Origin of the sequence: Exiguobacterium sp. UBA7533 (assembly GCF_002479335.1) — a bacterium.
Taxonomy (GTDB): domain Bacteria; phylum Bacillota; class Bacilli; order Exiguobacteriales; family Exiguobacteriaceae; genus Exiguobacterium_A.
Genome location: NZ_DLMP01000001.1, coordinates 127,081 through 145,314, shown reverse-complemented (window position 1 = coordinate 145,314; position 18,234 = coordinate 127,081). Strand labels below are relative to the sequence as shown.

General features: G+C 49.0%; 18 protein-coding genes. 17 read left to right on the top strand and 1 reads right to left on the bottom strand.

The genetic code is table 11. The features are described 5' to 3' along the window. Nucleotides 1-9 precede the first annotated feature (9 nt). The 10 genes from B2U10_RS00755 to rnc all read left to right on the top strand — a co-directional run bounded on the left by B2U10_RS00755 (nt 10) and on the right by rnc (nt 9,810). Nucleotides 10-1,683, top strand: a complete 1,674-nt coding sequence (locus B2U10_RS00755; protein ID WP_375091899.1) for a DAK2 domain-containing protein — start codon at nt 10-12, stop codon at nt 1,681-1,683. Between the two features lie 100 nt (nt 1,684-1,783). After that, the gene (gene sdaAB / locus B2U10_RS00750; protein WP_023468755.1) at nt 1,784-2,446 is read left to right on the top strand and encodes an L-serine ammonia-lyase, iron-sulfur-dependent subunit beta; all 663 of its coding nucleotides are present in this window, start codon (nt 1,784-1,786) and stop codon (nt 2,444-2,446) included. 4 nt (nt 2,447-2,450) lie between these two features. Continuing rightward, a complete protein-coding gene (gene sdaAA, locus B2U10_RS00745) occupies nt 2,451-3,347 on the top strand; it encodes an L-serine ammonia-lyase, iron-sulfur-dependent, subunit alpha (protein ID WP_035406913.1) in 897 nt (298 codons plus the stop codon). Continuing rightward, on the top strand, nt 3,331-5,361 hold the full coding sequence (gene recG / locus B2U10_RS00740; protein WP_290785167.1) for an ATP-dependent DNA helicase RecG: 2,031 nt from the start codon (nt 3,331-3,333) through the stop codon (nt 5,359-5,361). Before sdaAA ends, recG begins: the two co-directional genes overlap by 17 nt. Before the next feature lie 85 nt (nt 5,362-5,446). Beyond that, nucleotides 5,447-6,016, top strand: coding sequence for a transcription factor FapR (gene fapR / locus B2U10_RS00735; protein WP_035406919.1), 570 nt, complete (start codon nt 5,447-5,449; stop codon nt 6,014-6,016). Next, nucleotides 6,013-7,008, top strand: a complete 996-nt coding sequence (gene plsX / locus B2U10_RS00730; RefSeq protein WP_035406922.1) for a phosphate acyltransferase PlsX — start codon at nt 6,013-6,015, stop codon at nt 7,006-7,008. The genes fapR and plsX overlap by 4 nt, the downstream gene beginning before the upstream one ends. A 16-nt stretch (nt 7,009-7,024) precedes the next feature. Beyond that, nucleotides 7,025-7,945, top strand: a complete 921-nt coding sequence (gene fabD, locus B2U10_RS00725) for an ACP S-malonyltransferase (protein ID WP_290785165.1) — start codon at nt 7,025-7,027, stop codon at nt 7,943-7,945. Beyond that, a complete protein-coding gene (gene fabG / locus B2U10_RS00720; protein ID WP_035406929.1) occupies nt 7,942-8,673 on the top strand; it encodes a 3-oxoacyl-[acyl-carrier-protein] reductase in 732 nt (243 codons plus the stop codon). The genes fabD and fabG overlap by 4 nt, the downstream gene beginning before the upstream one ends. A gap of 70 nt (nt 8,674-8,743) precedes the next feature. Continuing rightward, entirely contained in the window at nt 8,744-8,983 is a 240-nt protein-coding gene (gene acpP / locus B2U10_RS00715; RefSeq protein ID WP_029342095.1) for an acyl carrier protein, read from the top strand. 56 nt (nt 8,984-9,039) lie between these two features. Beyond that, the gene (rnc, locus tag B2U10_RS00710) at nt 9,040-9,810 is read left to right on the top strand and encodes a ribonuclease III (protein WP_035406932.1); all 771 of its coding nucleotides are present in this window, start codon (nt 9,040-9,042) and stop codon (nt 9,808-9,810) included. A 70-nt stretch (nt 9,811-9,880) separates the two neighbouring features. Here rnc and B2U10_RS00705 read toward each other — a convergent pair whose 3' ends face one another. After that, on the bottom strand, nt 9,881-10,081 hold the full coding sequence (locus B2U10_RS00705) for a DUF1128 family protein (RefSeq protein ID WP_023468746.1): 201 nt from the start codon (nt 10,079-10,081) through the stop codon (nt 9,881-9,883). A 126-nt stretch (nt 10,082-10,207) separates the two neighbouring features. Here B2U10_RS00705 and smc point away from each other — a divergent pair, with 126 nt between their 5' ends. From smc to trmD, 7 genes are all read left to right on the top strand, one after another. Beyond that, nucleotides 10,208-13,771, top strand: a complete 3,564-nt coding sequence (gene smc, locus B2U10_RS00700) for a chromosome segregation protein SMC (RefSeq protein ID WP_290785162.1) — start codon at nt 10,208-10,210, stop codon at nt 13,769-13,771. Further along, on the top strand, nt 13,768-14,772 hold the full coding sequence (ftsY, locus tag B2U10_RS00695; protein WP_035406938.1) for a signal recognition particle-docking protein FtsY: 1,005 nt from the start codon (nt 13,768-13,770) through the stop codon (nt 14,770-14,772). The genes smc and ftsY overlap by 4 nt, the downstream gene beginning before the upstream one ends. Nucleotides 14,773-14,871: 99 nt before the next feature. Then, nucleotides 14,872-15,192, top strand: a complete 321-nt coding sequence (locus tag B2U10_RS00690; protein WP_023468743.1) for a putative DNA-binding protein — start codon at nt 14,872-14,874, stop codon at nt 15,190-15,192. A 12-nt stretch (nt 15,193-15,204) separates the two neighbouring features. Beyond that, entirely contained in the window at nt 15,205-16,554 is a 1,350-nt protein-coding gene (gene ffh, locus B2U10_RS00685) for a signal recognition particle protein (RefSeq protein WP_023468742.1), read from the top strand. Between the two features lie 93 nt (nt 16,555-16,647). Then, nucleotides 16,648-16,923 carry a 30S ribosomal protein S16 gene (rpsP, locus tag B2U10_RS00680; RefSeq protein ID WP_023468741.1) on the top strand — a complete coding sequence of 92 codons (276 nt, stop codon included), beginning with the start codon at nt 16,648-16,650 and terminating at the stop codon, nt 16,921-16,923. 62 nt (nt 16,924-16,985) lie between these two features. Beyond that, a complete protein-coding gene (gene rimM / locus B2U10_RS00675) occupies nt 16,986-17,495 on the top strand; it encodes a ribosome maturation factor RimM (protein WP_056062252.1) in 510 nt (169 codons plus the stop codon). Then, complete coding sequence (gene trmD / locus B2U10_RS00670) at nt 17,492-18,220, top strand: tRNA (guanosine(37)-N1)-methyltransferase TrmD (RefSeq protein WP_035406944.1); 729 nt, start codon at nt 17,492-17,494, stop codon at nt 18,218-18,220. Before rimM ends, trmD begins: the two co-directional genes overlap by 4 nt. The last annotated feature ends 14 nt before the right edge of the window (nt 18,221-18,234 follow it).

The window sequence follows — 18,234 nt, the reverse complement described above, 5'->3', positions numbered from 1 at the left end:
GAAACTTTAGTGAGTGTAGATCGTTTAACAGGAGCGCAGTTAGTCAAGATGATTCAAAATGGCGCGGCGAATCTCTATCAAAACGCAGATTTCGTCGATTCATTGAACGTCTTCCCTGTGCCTGATGGTGATACGGGAACGAACATGAATTTGACGATGACTTCAGGTGCAAAAGAAGCAGGTAAATCCACTTCGGATTCTGTATCGGAAGTCGCAAACGTCTTCGCACGTGGATTATTGATGGGGGCGCGCGGAAACTCTGGCGTCATCTTAAGTCAATTGTTCCGTGGATTCTCGAAATCAATCGAAGGAAAAGCAACGATTGATACGAAAGAGTTCGCTGATGCGTTACAAAAAGGTGTCGATACAGCATACAAAGCAGTCATGAAACCGGTCGAAGGAACGATCTTGACAGTTGCCCGTGAGACAGCTGTCGCTGCTATCGCACAATCTGAAACGACGACGGATTTCTTAGAGTTGATGCGTCAACTCGTCGAAGCATCGAAAGTATCGCTTGACGGAACTCCTGACCTTCTTCCTGTATTAAAAGAAGTTGGTGTCGTTGACTCTGGTGGTCAAGGTCTCGTCTGTATCTATGAAGGATTCCTCGCGACACTCGAAGGAAAAGAACTTGATAAGCCACATGCGCCAGTCATGGAAGCACTCGTCGAAGCAGAGCATCATAAATCGGCTCAAAGCTTCATGTCGACAGAAGAGATCCATTACGGCTACTGTACGGAAATCATGGTTCGCTTCCAAGATGACAAGTTAGCAAATGCGCCGTTCAGTGAAGAAGCATTCCGGAACGAATTAGCGGAATTCGGTGATTCGTTGCTCGTCGTCGCGGATGAAGAGCTCCTTAAAGTTCACGTCCACGTTGAAACGCCAGGAGAAGTCATTACAAAAGGACAACGTTTCGGTGAGCTCGTTGCTGTTAAGATTGAAAATATGCGTCAACAACACTCGACGATCCTCGAAGAAGAGGGCGCGAACCAAGTCACTCCAGTCGCTGCACCGAAGACAAAAGCGAAAGCAGCCCTCGTGACAGTCGCAATGGGTGAAGGTATCAGTGAACTCTTTAAATCACTCGGTGTCAGTGTCGTCATCGAAGGCGGACAAACGATGAACCCGTCAACGGAAGACATCGTCAAGGCGATCGAGGATGCACACGCTGAACATGTCTATGTTTATCCGAACAACTCGAACATCATCATGGCCGCTGAACAAGCAGCTTCTGTTGCGAATTGTGGCGTAACAGTCGTGAAATCAAAGACAGTCCCACAAGGTTTGGCGGCGACGATCGTCTATAATCCGGAAGCGACTGTTGAAGAGAACGAAGCACACATGGAGGATGCGATCGCAGCTGTAAAGTCGGGTCAAGTCACATATGCCGTTCGTGATACGAATATTGATGGTGTTGAAATCAAGAAAGACGATCACATGGCGATTGCTGAAAAACAAATCGTCGCTACGGACACTTCGAGTCTTGGTGCTGTCAAGAAACTGGTCGATACACTCGTCACAGAGGACGACGAAATCATCACAGTTCTTTACGGTGAAGGCGTTTCGACAGAAGAAGTCGACGACCTCGTCGCGTACATCGAATCGGTTAATCCGGATGCTGAAGTGGAAGTCCACGACGGCAAACAACCACTTTATTCGTACATTTTAAGCGTCGAATAAAACCATCATACTGAAAAAGGGCGACTAGCCTTTTCACGAATCCCACCATCTGCGATAATAGAGGTGGGATTTCGTTTGTTTCATAGAGAGGGGAAAAGAAATGAAATATCGTAGCGTCTTTGACATCATCGGACCAGTCATGGTTGGTCCATCGAGCTCGCATACAGCAGGGGCTGCACGGATTGGATTGATGGCGGGTAAATTATTCGGGGAAACGCCTACTGTCATCCACATCACGTTTTACGGTTCATTCGCTGATACGTATCGTGGACATGGAACGGATGTCGCCATCATCGGCGGTGTTCTCGGATACGATACGTTTGACGACCGGATTCCGCAATCGATCGATATCGCGAAGTCGAAAGGGATTGAGATTCATTTCGAGACGAGTGAAGCGTTGACGGATCATCCGAATACGGCTCGTGTCCATTTGACGAATGGAGTAGAAGAGTTTGAATTGGTCGGTATTTCAATTGGTGGGGGAACGATTGAAATCACGGAATTAAATGGCGTACCGCTTCGTTTGTCCGGTGGGGGACCGGCACTTGTCGTCTTACACCATGACCGGTTCGGAGCAATTGCAGCCGTGACGAGCATTTTGGCTGATTACGAAATCAACATCGGGCATATGGAAGTATCACGGCACGAAAAAGGAAAACAAGCACTTATGGCAATTGAGATTGATGACCGGATAACGGCAGAAGTGTTGGAAGAAATCGATCGGTTACCTCAAGTCGAGCGTGCCGTCATGATGGGAGAGTGAAGAAATGTTTAAATCCGTTAAAGAACTCGTCGCCATCGCGACGGAACGAAATATTCCAATTTCGGAAGTCATGATCGAACAAGAGATGACGGTTCGTCATTTGGAGCGAGATGAAGTCTATGCGATGATGGAACGAAACCTACAAGTGATGGAAGATGCGGTCGCTCGTTCACTTGATGGCGACGGTGTCCAATCGGTGACAGGTTTAACTGGTGGAGATGCTGTCTTACTCCAGCGGTACCGTGCTTCAGGTAAAGGATTATCCGGTGATTTATTACTGGACGCCGTTAGTAAAGCAATCGGAACGAATGAAGTCAATGCTGCGATGGGAAAAATTTGTGCGACACCAACGGCAGGGAGTGCCGGCGTCGTGCCAGGTACGTTATTTGCGGTCAAAGATCGCTTAAACCCAACGCGTGAGCAAATGCTACGCTTCTTATTCACATCCGGTGCGTTCGGCTTCGTCGTCGCGAACAATGCGTCGATCTCCGGAGCGGCTGGTGGCTGTCAGGCAGAAGTTGGTTCAGCAACAGCGATGGCAGCTGCTGCCATCGTTGAGATGGCGGGCGGAACACCGGATCAGTCAGCACATGCCTTTGCGATCGCACTGAAGAACATGCTCGGACTCGTCTGTGATCCTGTCGCAGGACTCGTCGAAGTGCCATGCGTGAAACGCAATGCGATGGGCGGGGCGAATGCTGTTGTCGCTGCCGACATGGCACTCGCAGGAATCACGTCACGGATTCCGTGTGATGAAGTCATCTCAGCCATGCATGAGATTGGTCAGATGATGCCGTCTGCGCTTCGCGAGACAGCAAAAGGTGGACTCGCGAATACGCCGACGGGTCGCTGGCTCGAAGCGAAAATCTTCGGAGAGTTATCGAATGAATCCATCACGTGACGTCAAGACATTAAAAGGTGTCGGACGGGATTTGGCGAAAAAACTAGAAGAGATGAATATTCTCACCGTTGCGGACGTGCTCGAGCACGTCCCGTTTCGTTATGACGACTTCGTGACGGGAAGTCTAACGGAAGCAATCCATGAGGATAAAGTCAAGTTCACGGGTCAAGTCCAGTCTGAACCACTTGTGCGCTATTATGGCAAAGGAAAGAATCGTTTAACGTTCCGTCTGCTCGTTGAAGAACGGTATAGTGTGACCGTAACAATGTTCAACCGGGCATTCTACAAAGACCAATTGCAACTCGGAGCAGAAGTGACGGTCAGTGGCAAGTGGGATTTACACCGGATGACGATCTCTGCGACGGAATTGCAATTCGGGGCAATCGAAGGCGAATTGACACCAGTCTACTCGCTCCGGGGTGACATGCGGATGAAGACATTCCGACGCGTCGTCGACTTGGCGTTCAAGGAGACTGAGGCATTAGCTGAACGAATCCCGGATAGCATCCGGAAGACGTATCGGTTGCAAGACCGGATGACGATGTTGAAGTCGCTTCATTTCCCAACGAATCGACAAGAGTTGACGGCTGCTCGTCGCAGTTATGTCTACGAGGAGTGCCTCTATTTCCAGCTGAAATTACAGGCGTTACGTCTTGGACGACGGAAAGGTCAAGGGATGGCCTTGCCTTTACATGAAACGGATATTGCCAATTTCATCAAGAGCCTGCCGTTTCCGCTGACAGGTGCCCAGCAACGTGTGACAAAAGAGATCCTAGACGACATCGGTCGCGGCGAACGAATGAATCGGTTGCTGCAAGGGGATGTCGGAAGCGGGAAGACCGTTATCGCTGCCATCGCCTTGTTCGCGACGGTTCGTGCGGGAAGACAAGGCGCTTTGATGGTGCCGACCGAAATTTTAGCGGAACAGCATGCAGCGTCGCTCGCCCCATTGCTTGAACCACTTGGAATCCGAGTCGGTCTACTGACGAGTTCCGTTAAAGGGAAAGCGCGTGCTCACTTGCTCGAAGCTCTTGTAACAGGAGAGATCGACGTCTTGGTCGGAACACATGCGCTGATTCAAGACACCGTCCAGTTCAAGGCATTACACCTCGTCATCACCGATGAACAACATCGCTTCGGTGTCGAACAACGGAAACGATTGCGCGCGAAAGCCGAACAGGCAGATGTATTATATATGACAGCGACACCGATTCCGCGTACGCTTGCGATATCGGTCTTTGGAGATATGGATGTTTCGATCATCGATGAGATGCCGGCGGGACGAAAGGAAATCGAGACCTACTGGGCGAAACCGCAACAGATGGAACGCGTTTTCGGGTTCGTCGAGAAAGAATTGTCGCAAGGTCGACAAGCCTACGTCATCACGCCATTGATCGAGGAATCCGAATCACTCGAAGTTCAAAATGCGATCGAATTACATGCGACATTGACCGAGCGGTTCAAGCCCTATCATGTCGGTTTGATGCATGGGCGCTTGACTTCTTCAGAAAAAGACGAGGTCATGCAGGCGTTCAAGGACAACACCGTTCAAATTCTTGTTTCGACGACGGTCGTCGAGGTCGGCGTGAACGTTCCGAATGCATCGATTATCGTCATTCATGATGCAGAACGCTTTGGGCTAGCTCAATTACATCAATTAAGAGGACGCGTCGGACGAGGCGATGCTCAGTCATACTGTATTTTGATCGCTGATCCATCTTCTGACACAGGGAAGGAACGTATTAAAACGATGACGGAAACGAATGATGGCTTTAAGCTAGCGGAAAAGGATTTAAAACTGCGTGGAGCCGGAAATTTCTTTGGTACCGAACAAAGTGGATTACCAAGATTCGTCTTAACCGATCCAGCACTTGATATTCAAGTCATGGAAACGGCCCAACAAGATGCAGTCCGATTACTGCGATCGGATGCTTTTTGGCAAGCGCCGGAATACGATGTCTTACGTGAATATATCGAACGGCAAGGGCTTCTTGAAGGAGAAAGAATCGAATAATACTTGAAAGTGAACAACAAGGGATATATACTACTGTTAGTACCAGGTAATAATAGTAGTCATCCTTCTTGTGGGAGGAACGTACATGCGGGTACCTAAAAAACAGAGACAACAAGAATTATTACAGACGATCGAGCAAAATCCGTTCATCACGGATGAAGCGCTGGCGACACGATTTCGTGTCAGTATCCAGACGATTCGTCTGGACCGGATGGAATTAAAAATTCCGGAATTACGGGAGCGAATTAAACATGTCGCGACTGAACGCCTGGATGATGTGCGTACGTTGACTGAAAATGAAGTCATTGGTGATATGATTGACCTGAAACTTGATACATCTGCCATCTCAATCCTTGAGGTTTTGCCGGAACATGCGTTTAGTCGAAATGCAATCGCCCGTGGACATATCTTGTTCGCACAGGCGAACTCGCTTGCGATTGCGCTCATCGATGATGAACTCGCGTTAACGACCCGTGCGAACGTTCAGTTCACACGCTCCGTCCACGTCGGAGAACGCGTCGTTGCGAAGGCATTCGTCAGTTCCCATCGCCAAGATGGGCGTTCTGACATCACGGTAGAGAGTTATGTCGGTGAAGAATGTGTCTTTATCGGCGAATTCACAGTGTATCGAAGTAGTAAGGAGGAATCGAAATGATTTTAGCAGTTGACGCCATGGGGGGCGACCATGCACCCCGTGCCATCGTAGAAGGGGTCGTTGCCTATCTGGCAGAACGTCCAAACGACAACATCGATATCCGACTAGTCGGAGATGAGTTGAAGTTACGCTCATACACAATCGAGGATCCGCGCGTGACGATCGTCCACGCAGCATCCGTCATCACCGGAGAAGATGAACCGGTACGTGCCATTCGCCGCAAGAAAGATAGCTCACTCGTTGTGGCTGCAAACCTGGTGAAATCAGGAGAAGCAGATGCCTTGATTTCAGCAGGCAACACGGGAGCGCTCATGACTGCCGGATTGTTCGTCATCGGTCGGATCGAAGGAGTTGACCGTCCTGCACTGGCCCCGACTTTCCCGACACGTAATGGGAAGGGTGTCGTCATCTTAGATGTCGGCGCCAACCCGGATGCGAAGGCAGAGCATTTGCTCGATTATGCCATCATGGGGTCTGTCTACGCAGAACAAGTTCGCGGTATCACACGTCCTAAAGTCGGGCTCCTGAATATCGGATCAGAAGCCGGTAAAGGGAATGCATTGACGAAGGAAACGTATCCGCTACTTGAGACAGCACCGATTCATTTCGTTGGGAACGTCGAGGCGAGAGAAGCGATGAGCGGTGACGTCGATGTCATCGTTACGGAAGGTTTTGCCGGCAACACGTTACTTAAGAGTACTGAAGGGGCAGCCAGTATGATCATGGGTGTCATGAAAGAACAATTCATGAGCTCGTGGACATCAAAGCTCGCCGCTCTCGTACTTAAACCGAAGTTGAAAAAAATGAAGCAGTTGCTCGCCTATGAAGAATATGGTGGTGCCGGACTATTCGGTATTGCGGCTCCGGTCATCAAGGCGCATGGATCAAGTAATGCCTATGCATTCAGCAGAGCGCTCGTTCAAGCTGAAAAGATGGTCGAACAAGAAGTCGTTGCCAAAATCGTTCAGGCGAAAGCAACTGAAGCACGTTAAGAAGGAGTGAGACGAGATGGGGAAAACAGTTTGGATGTTTCCGGGACAAGGGTCACAGACGCCTGGAATGGGACAGACGCTCATCACGCAAGACGAGACACGCCAAGCACTCGCTGACCTCGGAACGCGAATTGGTCTGGATCTGACGACGCTGATGACGACAGGGACGAAGGATGAATTGAAAGCGACGGATATCGCTCAACCAGCCATCGTCGCACACAGTGCATTACTCGCACAGCAGTACGCAGCACAAGGACATACACCTGATTTCGTACTCGGACACAGTGTTGGAGAATATAGCGCGCTCGTCGCAGCTTCTGTCATCACACCGTCTGAAGCCGTCTATCTCGTCCGCGAACGCGGAAAACTTATGAATCAAGTCACGGGTGGAACGATGGCAGCAGTCATTGGCATGAATGATGTCGAGGCAGCCCATCACGCGGTTGAATCAATTGCGGCAACGGGAGAAATCGTTCAAATCGCCAACTACAACTGTCCTGGACAATTCGTCATCTCTGGACAAATCGCGGCGGTCGAATCTGCCACAGCGAAGTTAAAAGAGCTCGGAGCAAAACGTGTCTTACCGCTTGATGTATCAGGTGCGTTCCATTCGTCGCTCATGACACCATTCGCACCACGATTCGAAGATATTCTCGTCTCGTCACCGTTTGAAGCGGCGAAGACGAAATTCATCTCGAACGTTGATTGTGCATTTCACGATCAACCAGACGAATTGATTCGTTTGCTCGTTCAACAGCTCTATTCGCCGGTCCGGTTCGAATCATGCGTCGAGCGTTTAATCGAAGAGGGTGCGGATACATTCATCGAGTTCGGTCCGTCATCTCCACTTAGCGGTCTCGTGAAACGAATCAAAAAAGATGCGAAAATCATCAGCATCACGACACTTGAGCAATTGGAAGCGGAGGGAATTCGTTGAGTAAAGTAGCACTCGTCACTGGCGCGTCACGCGGCATCGGAGCTGCCATCGCGAAGCGATTGGCAACGGATGGGTTCCGTGTCGTCGTCAACTATGCAGGAAGCACGGACAAGGCGGAAGCTGTCGTCCGTGAAATCAAGGAAGCAGGCGGTGAGGCACTCGCGATTCAAGCGAATGTCGCTGAAGCGGATGCTGTCAAACAGATGATCAAACAAACGATTGATGCGTTCGGTCAACTGGATTGTGTCGTCAATAATGCCGGCATCACGCGTGATGGTTTACTAATGCGCATGAAGGAAGCAGACTTCGATGCCGTCATCGATACGAACCTGAAAGGGGCGTTTCTTGTCACGCAAGCCGCGACACGTCCTTTGTTAAAAACAAGCGGTCGTATCATCAACATCGCATCAGTCGTCGGTATTTCCGGAAATCCAGGGCAAGCGAACTATGTCGCAGCGAAAGCGGGTCTGATCGGGCTGACGAAATCCGTCGCACGTGAACTTGCGAGTAAGGGCGTCACAGTCAATGCCATCTGTCCAGGCTTCATCGAGACGGACATGACGGATGAATTGACAGAAGAACAGCGGAACCTGTCACTTGGGCAAATTCCGTTGAAACGCTTCGGTCAAACCGACGATATCGCTTCACTTGTCAGTTTCATCGCTTCAGATGAAGCACGATACATCACAGGACAAACTCTTGCCGTCGATGGCGGCATGACGATGTAACACAACTAACGGTAGTACTTTGCCAAATCGGCAATCATCTTATATACTCAACTCATGGAGGGATTTTAAAATGACAAAAGAACAAATCTTAGTAGACGTACAAGAAGCAATCGCAGAAAAATTAGGAAAAGAACAAAGTGAAATCACACTTGATAAATCGTTCAAAGACGACCTCGGTGCTGACTCTCTCGAAGTCATGGAACTCGTCATGGACTTAGAAGACAAGTTCGAAATCACGATCGAAGATGAGCAAGCAGAAAACTTGAAGACTGTCGGCGATGTCGTCAACTACATCGAAACACAAGTCTGATCATTGAAGCTGACCCACCGCAATTTGCGGTGGGCTTTAGCTGTTTAGGAGGAACTATGACGAATCAAAAAGGACGTCGTGTCCGAAAAGGACCCTATGTAAAACGACGCAAGGATGCTCGGACGCTCGCTCAAATCGAGCAGAAATTCGAAGCGTTACAAGAGCGTCTGAATATCAGGTTTTCTAATGTCGAACTATTAAAACAAGCCTTCACGCACTCTTCGTTCGTCAATGAACAACGTGAGTCGGAAGGGGATAACGAACGCCTAGAATTTTTAGGGGACGCTGTCTTAGAGTTGACGGTGTCACGCTATCTATTCGAACACTACCCGGAACGTTCCGAGGGGGAATTAACGAAATTGCGAGCGGCGATCGTCTGTGAACCGTCACTCGTCCAATTTGCGAATCACTATCAGTTTTCCGATATGATTCTGTTAGGTAAGGGGGAAGAACTGACCGGTGGTCGGAATCGTCCAGCCTTACTTGCGGATGTCTTCGAATCCTTCATTGGCGCCTTGTATCTTGACCAAGGCATCGAAGCAGCCGAACGATTCCTCGCCGAAGCGGTTTTTCCGAAAGTGGCGACAGGCTTTTTCGAAGAACAGACAGATTTCAAGAGTCAATTACAGGAAGCGATTCAACGTGTCGGTTTAGGTGTCATCGAATATGAAATCATCGAGGAACGCGGTCCGGCGCATAGTCGGGAGTTCATCTCTCGTGTTCAAGTCGCGGATGAGCTCGAAGGGATTGGAACGGGGCGTTCGAAAAAAGAGGCAGAACAACAAGCGGCAAAACAAGCCTTACTTGAATTAAAAAAACAGTTTTAAGCAACAAAAGGCCGACCATCTCTCGAACGCACAAGAGATGATCGGCTTTTATCGTGTGGTGCTTACTCGATTAAACAGTCTTAAGGGATTTCAGTTCATCGACGATCGCGTCGACCTCTGCAAGTGATAGCGAGTCTCGCATCATGACGAACTCATAAATCTCTTTTAAGTCCTCATTTTTTGAGCCATCGAACTGTTCTGCTTTAATGACCCCTTTGTTGATGATATTCAATTTATCTAAGATTGCTTCAATCATTTGTTCAATCGTCATCGTGTTATTCGCTCCTCTTCTTCTTGTTTCGCATGATACTACCTTAAAACCTATCATGTTGCTAGCGTTTCGGCTATGGTAAACTGAAAGAAATTCAAAAGAAATTTAAACATACGGGTGATCAAGATGTACTTAAAACGAATTGAAATCAATGGCTTCAAATCATTTGCCAATCGAACTGAACTAGAATTCCTTCCGGGTGTCACGGCAGTCGTCGGACCGAACGGAAGTGGAAAATCAAATATATCGGACGCTGTCCGTTGGGTGCTCGGAGAACAATCTGCGAAGTCACTACGTGGGGCGAAGATGGAAGACGTCATTTTTGCCGGCAGTTTGTCTGAACACCGAAAACAATTTGCAGAAGTGACACTCGTCTTAGATAACGAGTCGGGAACGGTCGCGTTACCTTATCAGGAGATCAGTGTTACACGTCGTGTCAGCCGTAATGGCGATAGCGATTATTTTTTAAATAAAAAACCATGTCGCCTGAAGGATGTCCTTGATTTGTTCATGGACACAGGCTTGTCGCGTGACGCCTTTGCGATTATCGGACAGGGTCGGGTCGAACAAGTCATTTCCGGAAAACCGGAAGAACGTCGTGCTGTCATTGAAGAAGCAGCAGGCGTCTTGAAGTATCGTCATCGCAAGAAGCAAGCCGAGCGGAAATTAAGTGATACGGAAGCGAATCTATCGCGTGTCGATGATATTTTATATGAACTTGGTGGACGAATCGAGCCGTTACGTGAACAAGCGGCGCTCGCGAAAGAGTATCTCGTCGCTCGAGAACGGCATGATGTACTGGAACGTGGCATCTTGGCGCATGAAATCACGACGTATCAGACGGAGCTCGAAACACTGGCGCGTGATATCGCACAATGTGAAGAACGTCTTGCATCTCAAAAGACGACTCACGAAGAGACCGTCGTGTCCCGGGAGAAACAAGAAGCGACGCTTGAAGAAGAACGACAACAAGAAAACGCTTTGCAGGAGCAACTTCGACATGTCTCGACGCGACTTGTTGAGATCCAAGGTGCCCTTAACCTAGCAAAAGAACGTGAAAAACACGGGACCGAGACGAAAGAGCGACTCGAACAAGAGGTCGCGATCGTCGAAGAACGCGTCAAGGAACTAGAACTCGAACTAACCGCTTTACAGGAACGCCAAGCAGAAGTCGATCAGGAAGCAAAACGGATTACGGCTGAGCGAGAACGAGCTGATCAAGCGTTGACACAAACTGATCGTGATTTTGATAAGGAAGCCGAAGCATTACGTTCGGAAGCCTTTGAAGTGGCGAGCCGATTGGCTGCGACGAATAATGCCTATAATCGGGCGAAGCAAGATCTCATGCAGGCAGAAGAACAACAACGTTCCTTTACGGTGGATAGCGGTACGAAGCAGTCGACCCGTCGTCAACTTGAGGAAGATGTCGCTCGATTAGAAGCGGACGTTGCTTCGATCCGGACAGAATTGGATCAAGTGACTGAGGAAGAGGCAACGGCACTCGCAGCACGAGACGAACAACAACATGCGTTACGCCAAGTTGAACAGTCCGTTGCGGATTTAGAGCGACGTCGTCATAAGACGGAAGATCGGATTGAATTTCTTGAATCCGTCAAAGCCGACTATAGCGGTTATTTCGGTGCCGTTAAGACGATATTAAAACAACGAGATCATTACCCAGGTATTCACGGAGCGGTCGCGGAGTTGATTTCGGTCCCTGCGCGATTTGAAGCGGCAATCGAGACGGCGCTTGGTGGGGCAATGCAAAACATCGTCGTTGATACCGATGCGACAGGACGTCGTCTAATCCAGGAACTGCGACGCTTAAATGCCGGTCGAGCGACGTTCATGCCGCTCGCCTCACTCCAAACACGTGAAGTCAACCGTTCGGTGCGAGAACAAGTCGGGGGGATGTCTGGATTCGTCGGGATCGCAAGTGATCTTGTGACGACAGACGAGACGCTGACGAAATTAAAGATGAACTTACTCGGTACGACACTCGTCGTCGAATCACTTGAACAAGCGAACCAAATTGCCCGTTCGACAGGACATCGCTATCGTCTCGTCACGCTCGAAGGAGATGTCGTCAACGTCGGTGGAACGATGACCGGCGGAAGTCGGAAAAAAGGCACACCATTGTTCAGTCAATCGCGCGAGCTCGACGAGTTAAAAGAGGGACTGACGCGAGGGCAAGCGGTCATTCGGGAGCAGATGCGCCGCTTGGAAGATCTAAGAGCGGCGATTCAGACGCTTGATGCTACTGCTCGGACGCGGACAGAAACGATTCAAGAATTACAAGGACAACTCGAGCAATCGCGGGATACGTTGGCAGATGCGAAGCGTCACCTTGCCGTCATGACGTCCGAATTATCGGTTGAAGATCGGCAGATGGCACGTGTGCTCGAACAAGAAAAGGAAGCACGCCGTATCATCGAAATGTCAGAAGTCGAGATCGCGAAATGGACGGAACGTCAAACAGAGCTCAGACAAGCACTTGATCGTCTTAAGGATGCTCAAGCCCGTGGTGCCGTCACGATGGACGAACTGAAGAAGGAACAAACAGAAGCAGTTCTTGAAGAGCGGACGATCCAAATGAAACAAGCGCAACTTTCGCAAGAGATCGAACGCCTGACGGAACAGGTCAGTCACGCGAAGCTTGAACGTGGTCATAAACGCCGTGACTTGCGTCATGTCCTCGAAGGATTCGACGAAGCGAAAATCGATGCCTTGCACGCGGAACAGCGCGAACAGGAACAGGAACAACAACGGGTCGAGACCGAACTCGTCGCGATCGGGCAACGGATTCAAGTACAAGCAGAATCCCTGCGTTTGATCCGGATCCGCGAAGCGAAGACGAAGGACGATCAACAAACGACGAAACAGGCACTCGAGCAGCTACGACTCTCGCAAGGGAAAACGAGCACGCGTCTTGAGACAAGACAAGAAATGCTGGAAGAGATGGGATTACTGCTCGAACTGATTGCACCACTTGATCTATCGTATGAAGAGGCAAAAGAGGAAATTCATCTGCTCAAGCGTCAACTCGAAGAAATCGGCATCGTCAATATCGGTGCAATCGAAGAATTCGCGGAAGTCGATGAACGGTTTACGTTCCTATCGGCGCAACGAGATGATCTCGTCGCCGCTAAAACGGATCTCTATGGTGTCATTGAAGAGATGGACCGGGAAGTCATTCGATTGTTCCGACAAACGTATGATGCCGTCCGTGAGCATTTCCGAGAAACGTTCCGGGAGTTGTTCGGGGGTGGAGAAGCCGACCTTGTACTCGTCGATCCGACTGATCTACTGACGAGCGGAATCGATATCGTCGCGAAACCGCCAGGCAAAAAGCTACAAAATTTGTCGCTCTTGTCAGGTGGAGAGCGTGCCTTGACGGCGATCGCTCTCTTGTTCGCGATTCTAAAGACCCGTCCTGTCCCATTCTGTGTCCTCGATGAAGTCGAGGCGGCACTTGATGAAGCGAACGTCGCGCGATTCGGCGAATTCGTCCATCAGCTAGCGCGCGAGACACAGTTCGTCATCATCACCCATCGGAAAGGAACGATGGAGGCGGCAGACGTCTTGTACGGCGTCACGATGCAGCAAAACGGGATATCTGAAGTGTTATCCGTTAAACTAGAAGAGGCACGACGTACATTAAGTGAAGAACCAAAGGAGATTAAACAATGAGTTTCTTTAAAAAACTGAAAGACCGCTTGACGACTTCGACGCAAGAAGTCACGACGAAATTCACACAAGGACTGACGAAGACACGCGATGGGCTAGCAAGTGCCGTCAATGATCTCGTCTATCGTTTCCGCGAAGTCGATGAGGATTTCTTCGAAGAATTAGAGGAAGTATTGATTCAAGCCGACGTCGGCGTGACGACGACAATGGATTTGGTCGAGGAGTTAAAGACAGAAGTTAAACGACGTAACGTCAAGGATCCAAAAGAAGTACGTGATGTCCTCGTTGAAGTCGTCGCGAAGATGTTAGTTGAAGAGGAAGAGACAGCACTTGATCTCGATCATGAGCTGAACGTCATTCTCTTCGTCGGTGTTAATGGGGTCGGGAAGACGACGACGATCGGGAAACTTGCGAACCGCTTGAAACAAGAAGGCAAGAGCGTCATGTTAGCAGCGGGTGATACGTTCCGTGCGGGTGCAATCGATCAACTGCAAGTCTGGGGCGAACGCTCCGGTGTACCGGTCATCCGTCAAGGAGAAGGATCGGATCCGGCCGCTGTTGTTTACGACGCTGTCCAAGCAGCTAAAGCACGTAAGGTCGATGTCCTGATTTGCGATACGGCAGGACGCCTTCAAAACAAGGTCAACCTGATGAACGAACTTGAAAAGGTCAAACGTGTCATCGAACGTGAAATTCCAGGTGCTCCCCACGAAGTATTGCTGGCGCTTGACGCGACGACAGGACAAAACGCGATGGTGCAGGCGAAAGCCTTCAAACAAGCGACGAACGTCAGCGGGATCGTCTTGACGAAGCTTGATGGAACGGCAAAAGGTGGAATCGTCCTTGCGATCAAGAACGAATTGAACCTCCCGGTCAAGTTCGTTGGTCTTGGTGAAAAAATCGATGATTTACAACCGTTTGATGCAGAACAATTCGTTTATGGATTGTTCGGTGATGTCTTTGAAGAAAAAGAAAACGTTGACACGGAAGAAAGCGCAGAATAAGCGACGTTTCATGTAAAGAAAAAAACTTGACAACACACTGTGAGGGCTGTACTATACTATCTGTAAAGGAATTTCACTTAACATTGCGGAGGTGCTCGGATGACACTTGATAAAACGAACCGGATGAACTATCTGATTGACTTTTATCAGGAGCTTTTGACACCAAAACAACGGAATTACATGTCACTCTATTACTTAGATGACTTTTCCTTAGGTGAGATCGCCGATGAGTTTGAAGTCAGCCGACAAGCAGTCTACGACAACATAAAACGCACGGAAGCCATGCTCGAGCAGTATGAAGAACGACTATCCCTGTTCAAGAAACACGAACGGCGAAAGCAGTTACTCGATCAGCTGAAGCAATGCGACCTTCCGGGTGAAGCCCTAGTGATCATTGAGACATTGGAGCAATTAGAGTAGGAGGCATTCTTAATGGCATTCGAAGGATTATCGGAACGGCTTCAAGCCAGTCTCGCTAAAATGCGAGGTAAAGGTAAGATTTCTGAAGCAGACGTCAAAGAGATGATGCGCGAAGTTCGCTTAGCGCTACTTGAAGCCGACGTCAACTTCAAGGTCGTCAAACAATTCGTAAATGATGTAAAGGAACGTGCCGTCGGACAGGACGTCATGACATCTTTGACGCCAGGGCAACAAGTCGTCAAGATCGTCCATGATGAATTGACGAATCTGATGGGTGCGGAAGTGTCACCATTGACGCTTGCGAACCGTCCTCCGACCGTCATCATGATGACAGGTCTGCAAGGGGCAGGTAAAACAACGACAACGGGTAAGCTTGCCAATCATTTACGTAAAAAACATAATCGTAGTCCTTTGCTTGTTGCGGCGGATATTTATCGTCCGGCAGCAATCAAACAATTAGAGACACTCGGGAAACAATTGGAGTTGCCGGTCTTCTCAATGGGAGATCAGGTCAGTCCGCAAGAAATCGTTACCGGTGCACTCGATTATGCAAAAGAGCATCATCACGATATCGTGTTGATCGATACGGCAGGTCGTCTGCACGTCGATGAGGAACTAATGCAGGAACTCGTTGATGTTAAAGAGATCGCCAAACCGCATGAAATCTTCCTTGTCGTCGATTCGATGACGGGTCAGGACGCCGTCAACGTCGCAGAAAGCTTCAACGAGAAGCTTGGCGTGACGGGGGTTGTTCTGACGAAGCTCGACGGAGATACGCGAGGTGGTGCAGCACTCTCCATCAAGGCAGTCACCGGAGCACCGATTAAATTCGTCGGTCTTGGAGAGAAGCTCGATGCCATCGAACCATTCTATCCCGAGCGGATGGCGTCTCGGATTCTAGGCATGGGAGACATGCTGACACTGATTGAAAAAGCAGAGTCACAAATGGACGCTACGCGTGCCAAAGAGTTAGAAAGCAAAATGCGCGATGCATCGTTTACATTCGATGATTTCATCGAGCAGTTGCAGCAAGTGAAACAGATGGGTCCACTCGACGAACTGTTGGGAATGATCCCTGGGGCAGGTAAAGGGAAGATGAAGGGGTTGAAAAACGCCCAAATCGATGAGAAGCAACTCGTGTATGTCGAAGCGATTATCCAATCGATGACGAAACGAGAGCGGACTGAACCTGAAATCTTGAATGCGAGTCGTCGGAAGCGGATTGCCCGTGGTAGCGGACGCAGTATCCAAGAAGTCAACCGTCTCATTAAACAGTTCGAAGACATGCGGAAAATGATGAAACAATTTTCCGGACAGATGGGCAAAGGGAAAAAGAAAGGCTTTGGCCTTCCATTCTTTTAAAAGTCTTTTCTCTTTTGCTGTAACGTTGTATACTAATGAAGTTGTCAATTTGACTAAACGAAAAAATCATCTATTATTTGGAGGGACTTACGAATGGCAGTTAAAATTCGTCTTAAGCGCATGGGCGCAAAAAAATCACCTTTCTACCGTGTGGTAGTAGCAGACTCACGTGCACCACGTGATGGTCGTTTCATCGAGCAAATCGGATACTACAATCCAGTTGCTAAACCAGAAGCAGAAGTTAAAATCAACGAAGAGCTAGCTCTTAAATGGCTCTCTGAAGGTGCTAAACCTTCGGACACAGTTCGTAACCTCTTCTCACAAGCTGGTATCATGGAGAAATTCCACAACGCGAAACTCGCGAAGTAAGACGTTAGGAGGTGAGCAAAAGCTTACCTCCTTTTTTTAATTCAAGAAAGGAAGTGAAATGAATGGAATGGTTGGAAATTGCGAAAATCGCCAATACACATGGTCTAAAAGGTGAATTAAAGTTACTCGCGAGCACGGATTTTCCGGAGGAACGCTTTAAAGTCGGGAAGGAAGTTTTTCTTGGATCTGACGGAACGTACACACCGGTGACAATCAGTGGTTACCGAAAACACAAACAATTCATCATGGTGACGTTCAAAGGGATGCACCATATCAATGACGTCGAGAAGTATAAAGGATTGAAACTCTATGTCCACGCAGAAGATTTACAAGACTTAGACGAGCATGAATTTTACTATCATGAGATCATCGGTTGTACGGTTTATGACGGTGAGACGAAAATCGGAGTCGTATCCGACATTCTTGAAACAGGCGCAAATGACGTCTGGACGATCAAACGCGATGGGAAAAAGGATGTCCTGATCCCGTATATCGAGCAAGTCGTTGCTTCCGTCGATGTCGAGCAAAAACGTATCCAAATCACACCGCTTCCAGGATTGATTGAAGAATGAACATCCGAGTGTTGACGCTGTTTCCGGAAATGTTTTCAGCGCTCGATCATTCAATCGTCAAACGAGCGCAAGATGATGAACGTGTCAGTCTTGAAACAATCAATTTTCGAGACTTCTCGACGAATCGTCATGGTAAAGTCGATGATTACCCGTATGGTGGGGGAGCAGGCATGCTGTTGACCCCTCAACCCGTCTTCGACGCGATGGCGAGTCTGCCGGAAGGAAAACGACGAATCATCGTCATGACACCGACCGGTAAACGTTTTTCGCAACGGATGGCAGAAGAGTGGGCACAAGAAGAAGAACTGGTCTTCCTATGTGGTCATTACGAAGGATTTGATCAGCGGATTCATGATCACCTTGTAACGGATGAGGTCTCGCTTGGGGACTTCGTCTTGACGGGAGGGGAACTGGCTGCGATGACAATGATTGACGCTGTCGTCCGTCTCTTGCCAGACGTCCTCGGTGCGTCTGAGAGTCATGAAGATGATTCCTTTTCGACGGGACTTCTTGAATATCCACACTATACACGTCCTGCTGAATATGCCGGATACCAGGTACCCGACGTCTTGTTATCAGGCAATCATGCGCGGATTGCAAAATGGCGACGGGAACAGTCGCTGAAGCGGACATTTGAGCGTCGTCCGGATCTGTTGGCTGATGCTCCATTAACCGAGGATGATCGTCTTTATTTAGAATCGATTTCAGGATTGTCAAACGATTGAATCTATGATAAGTT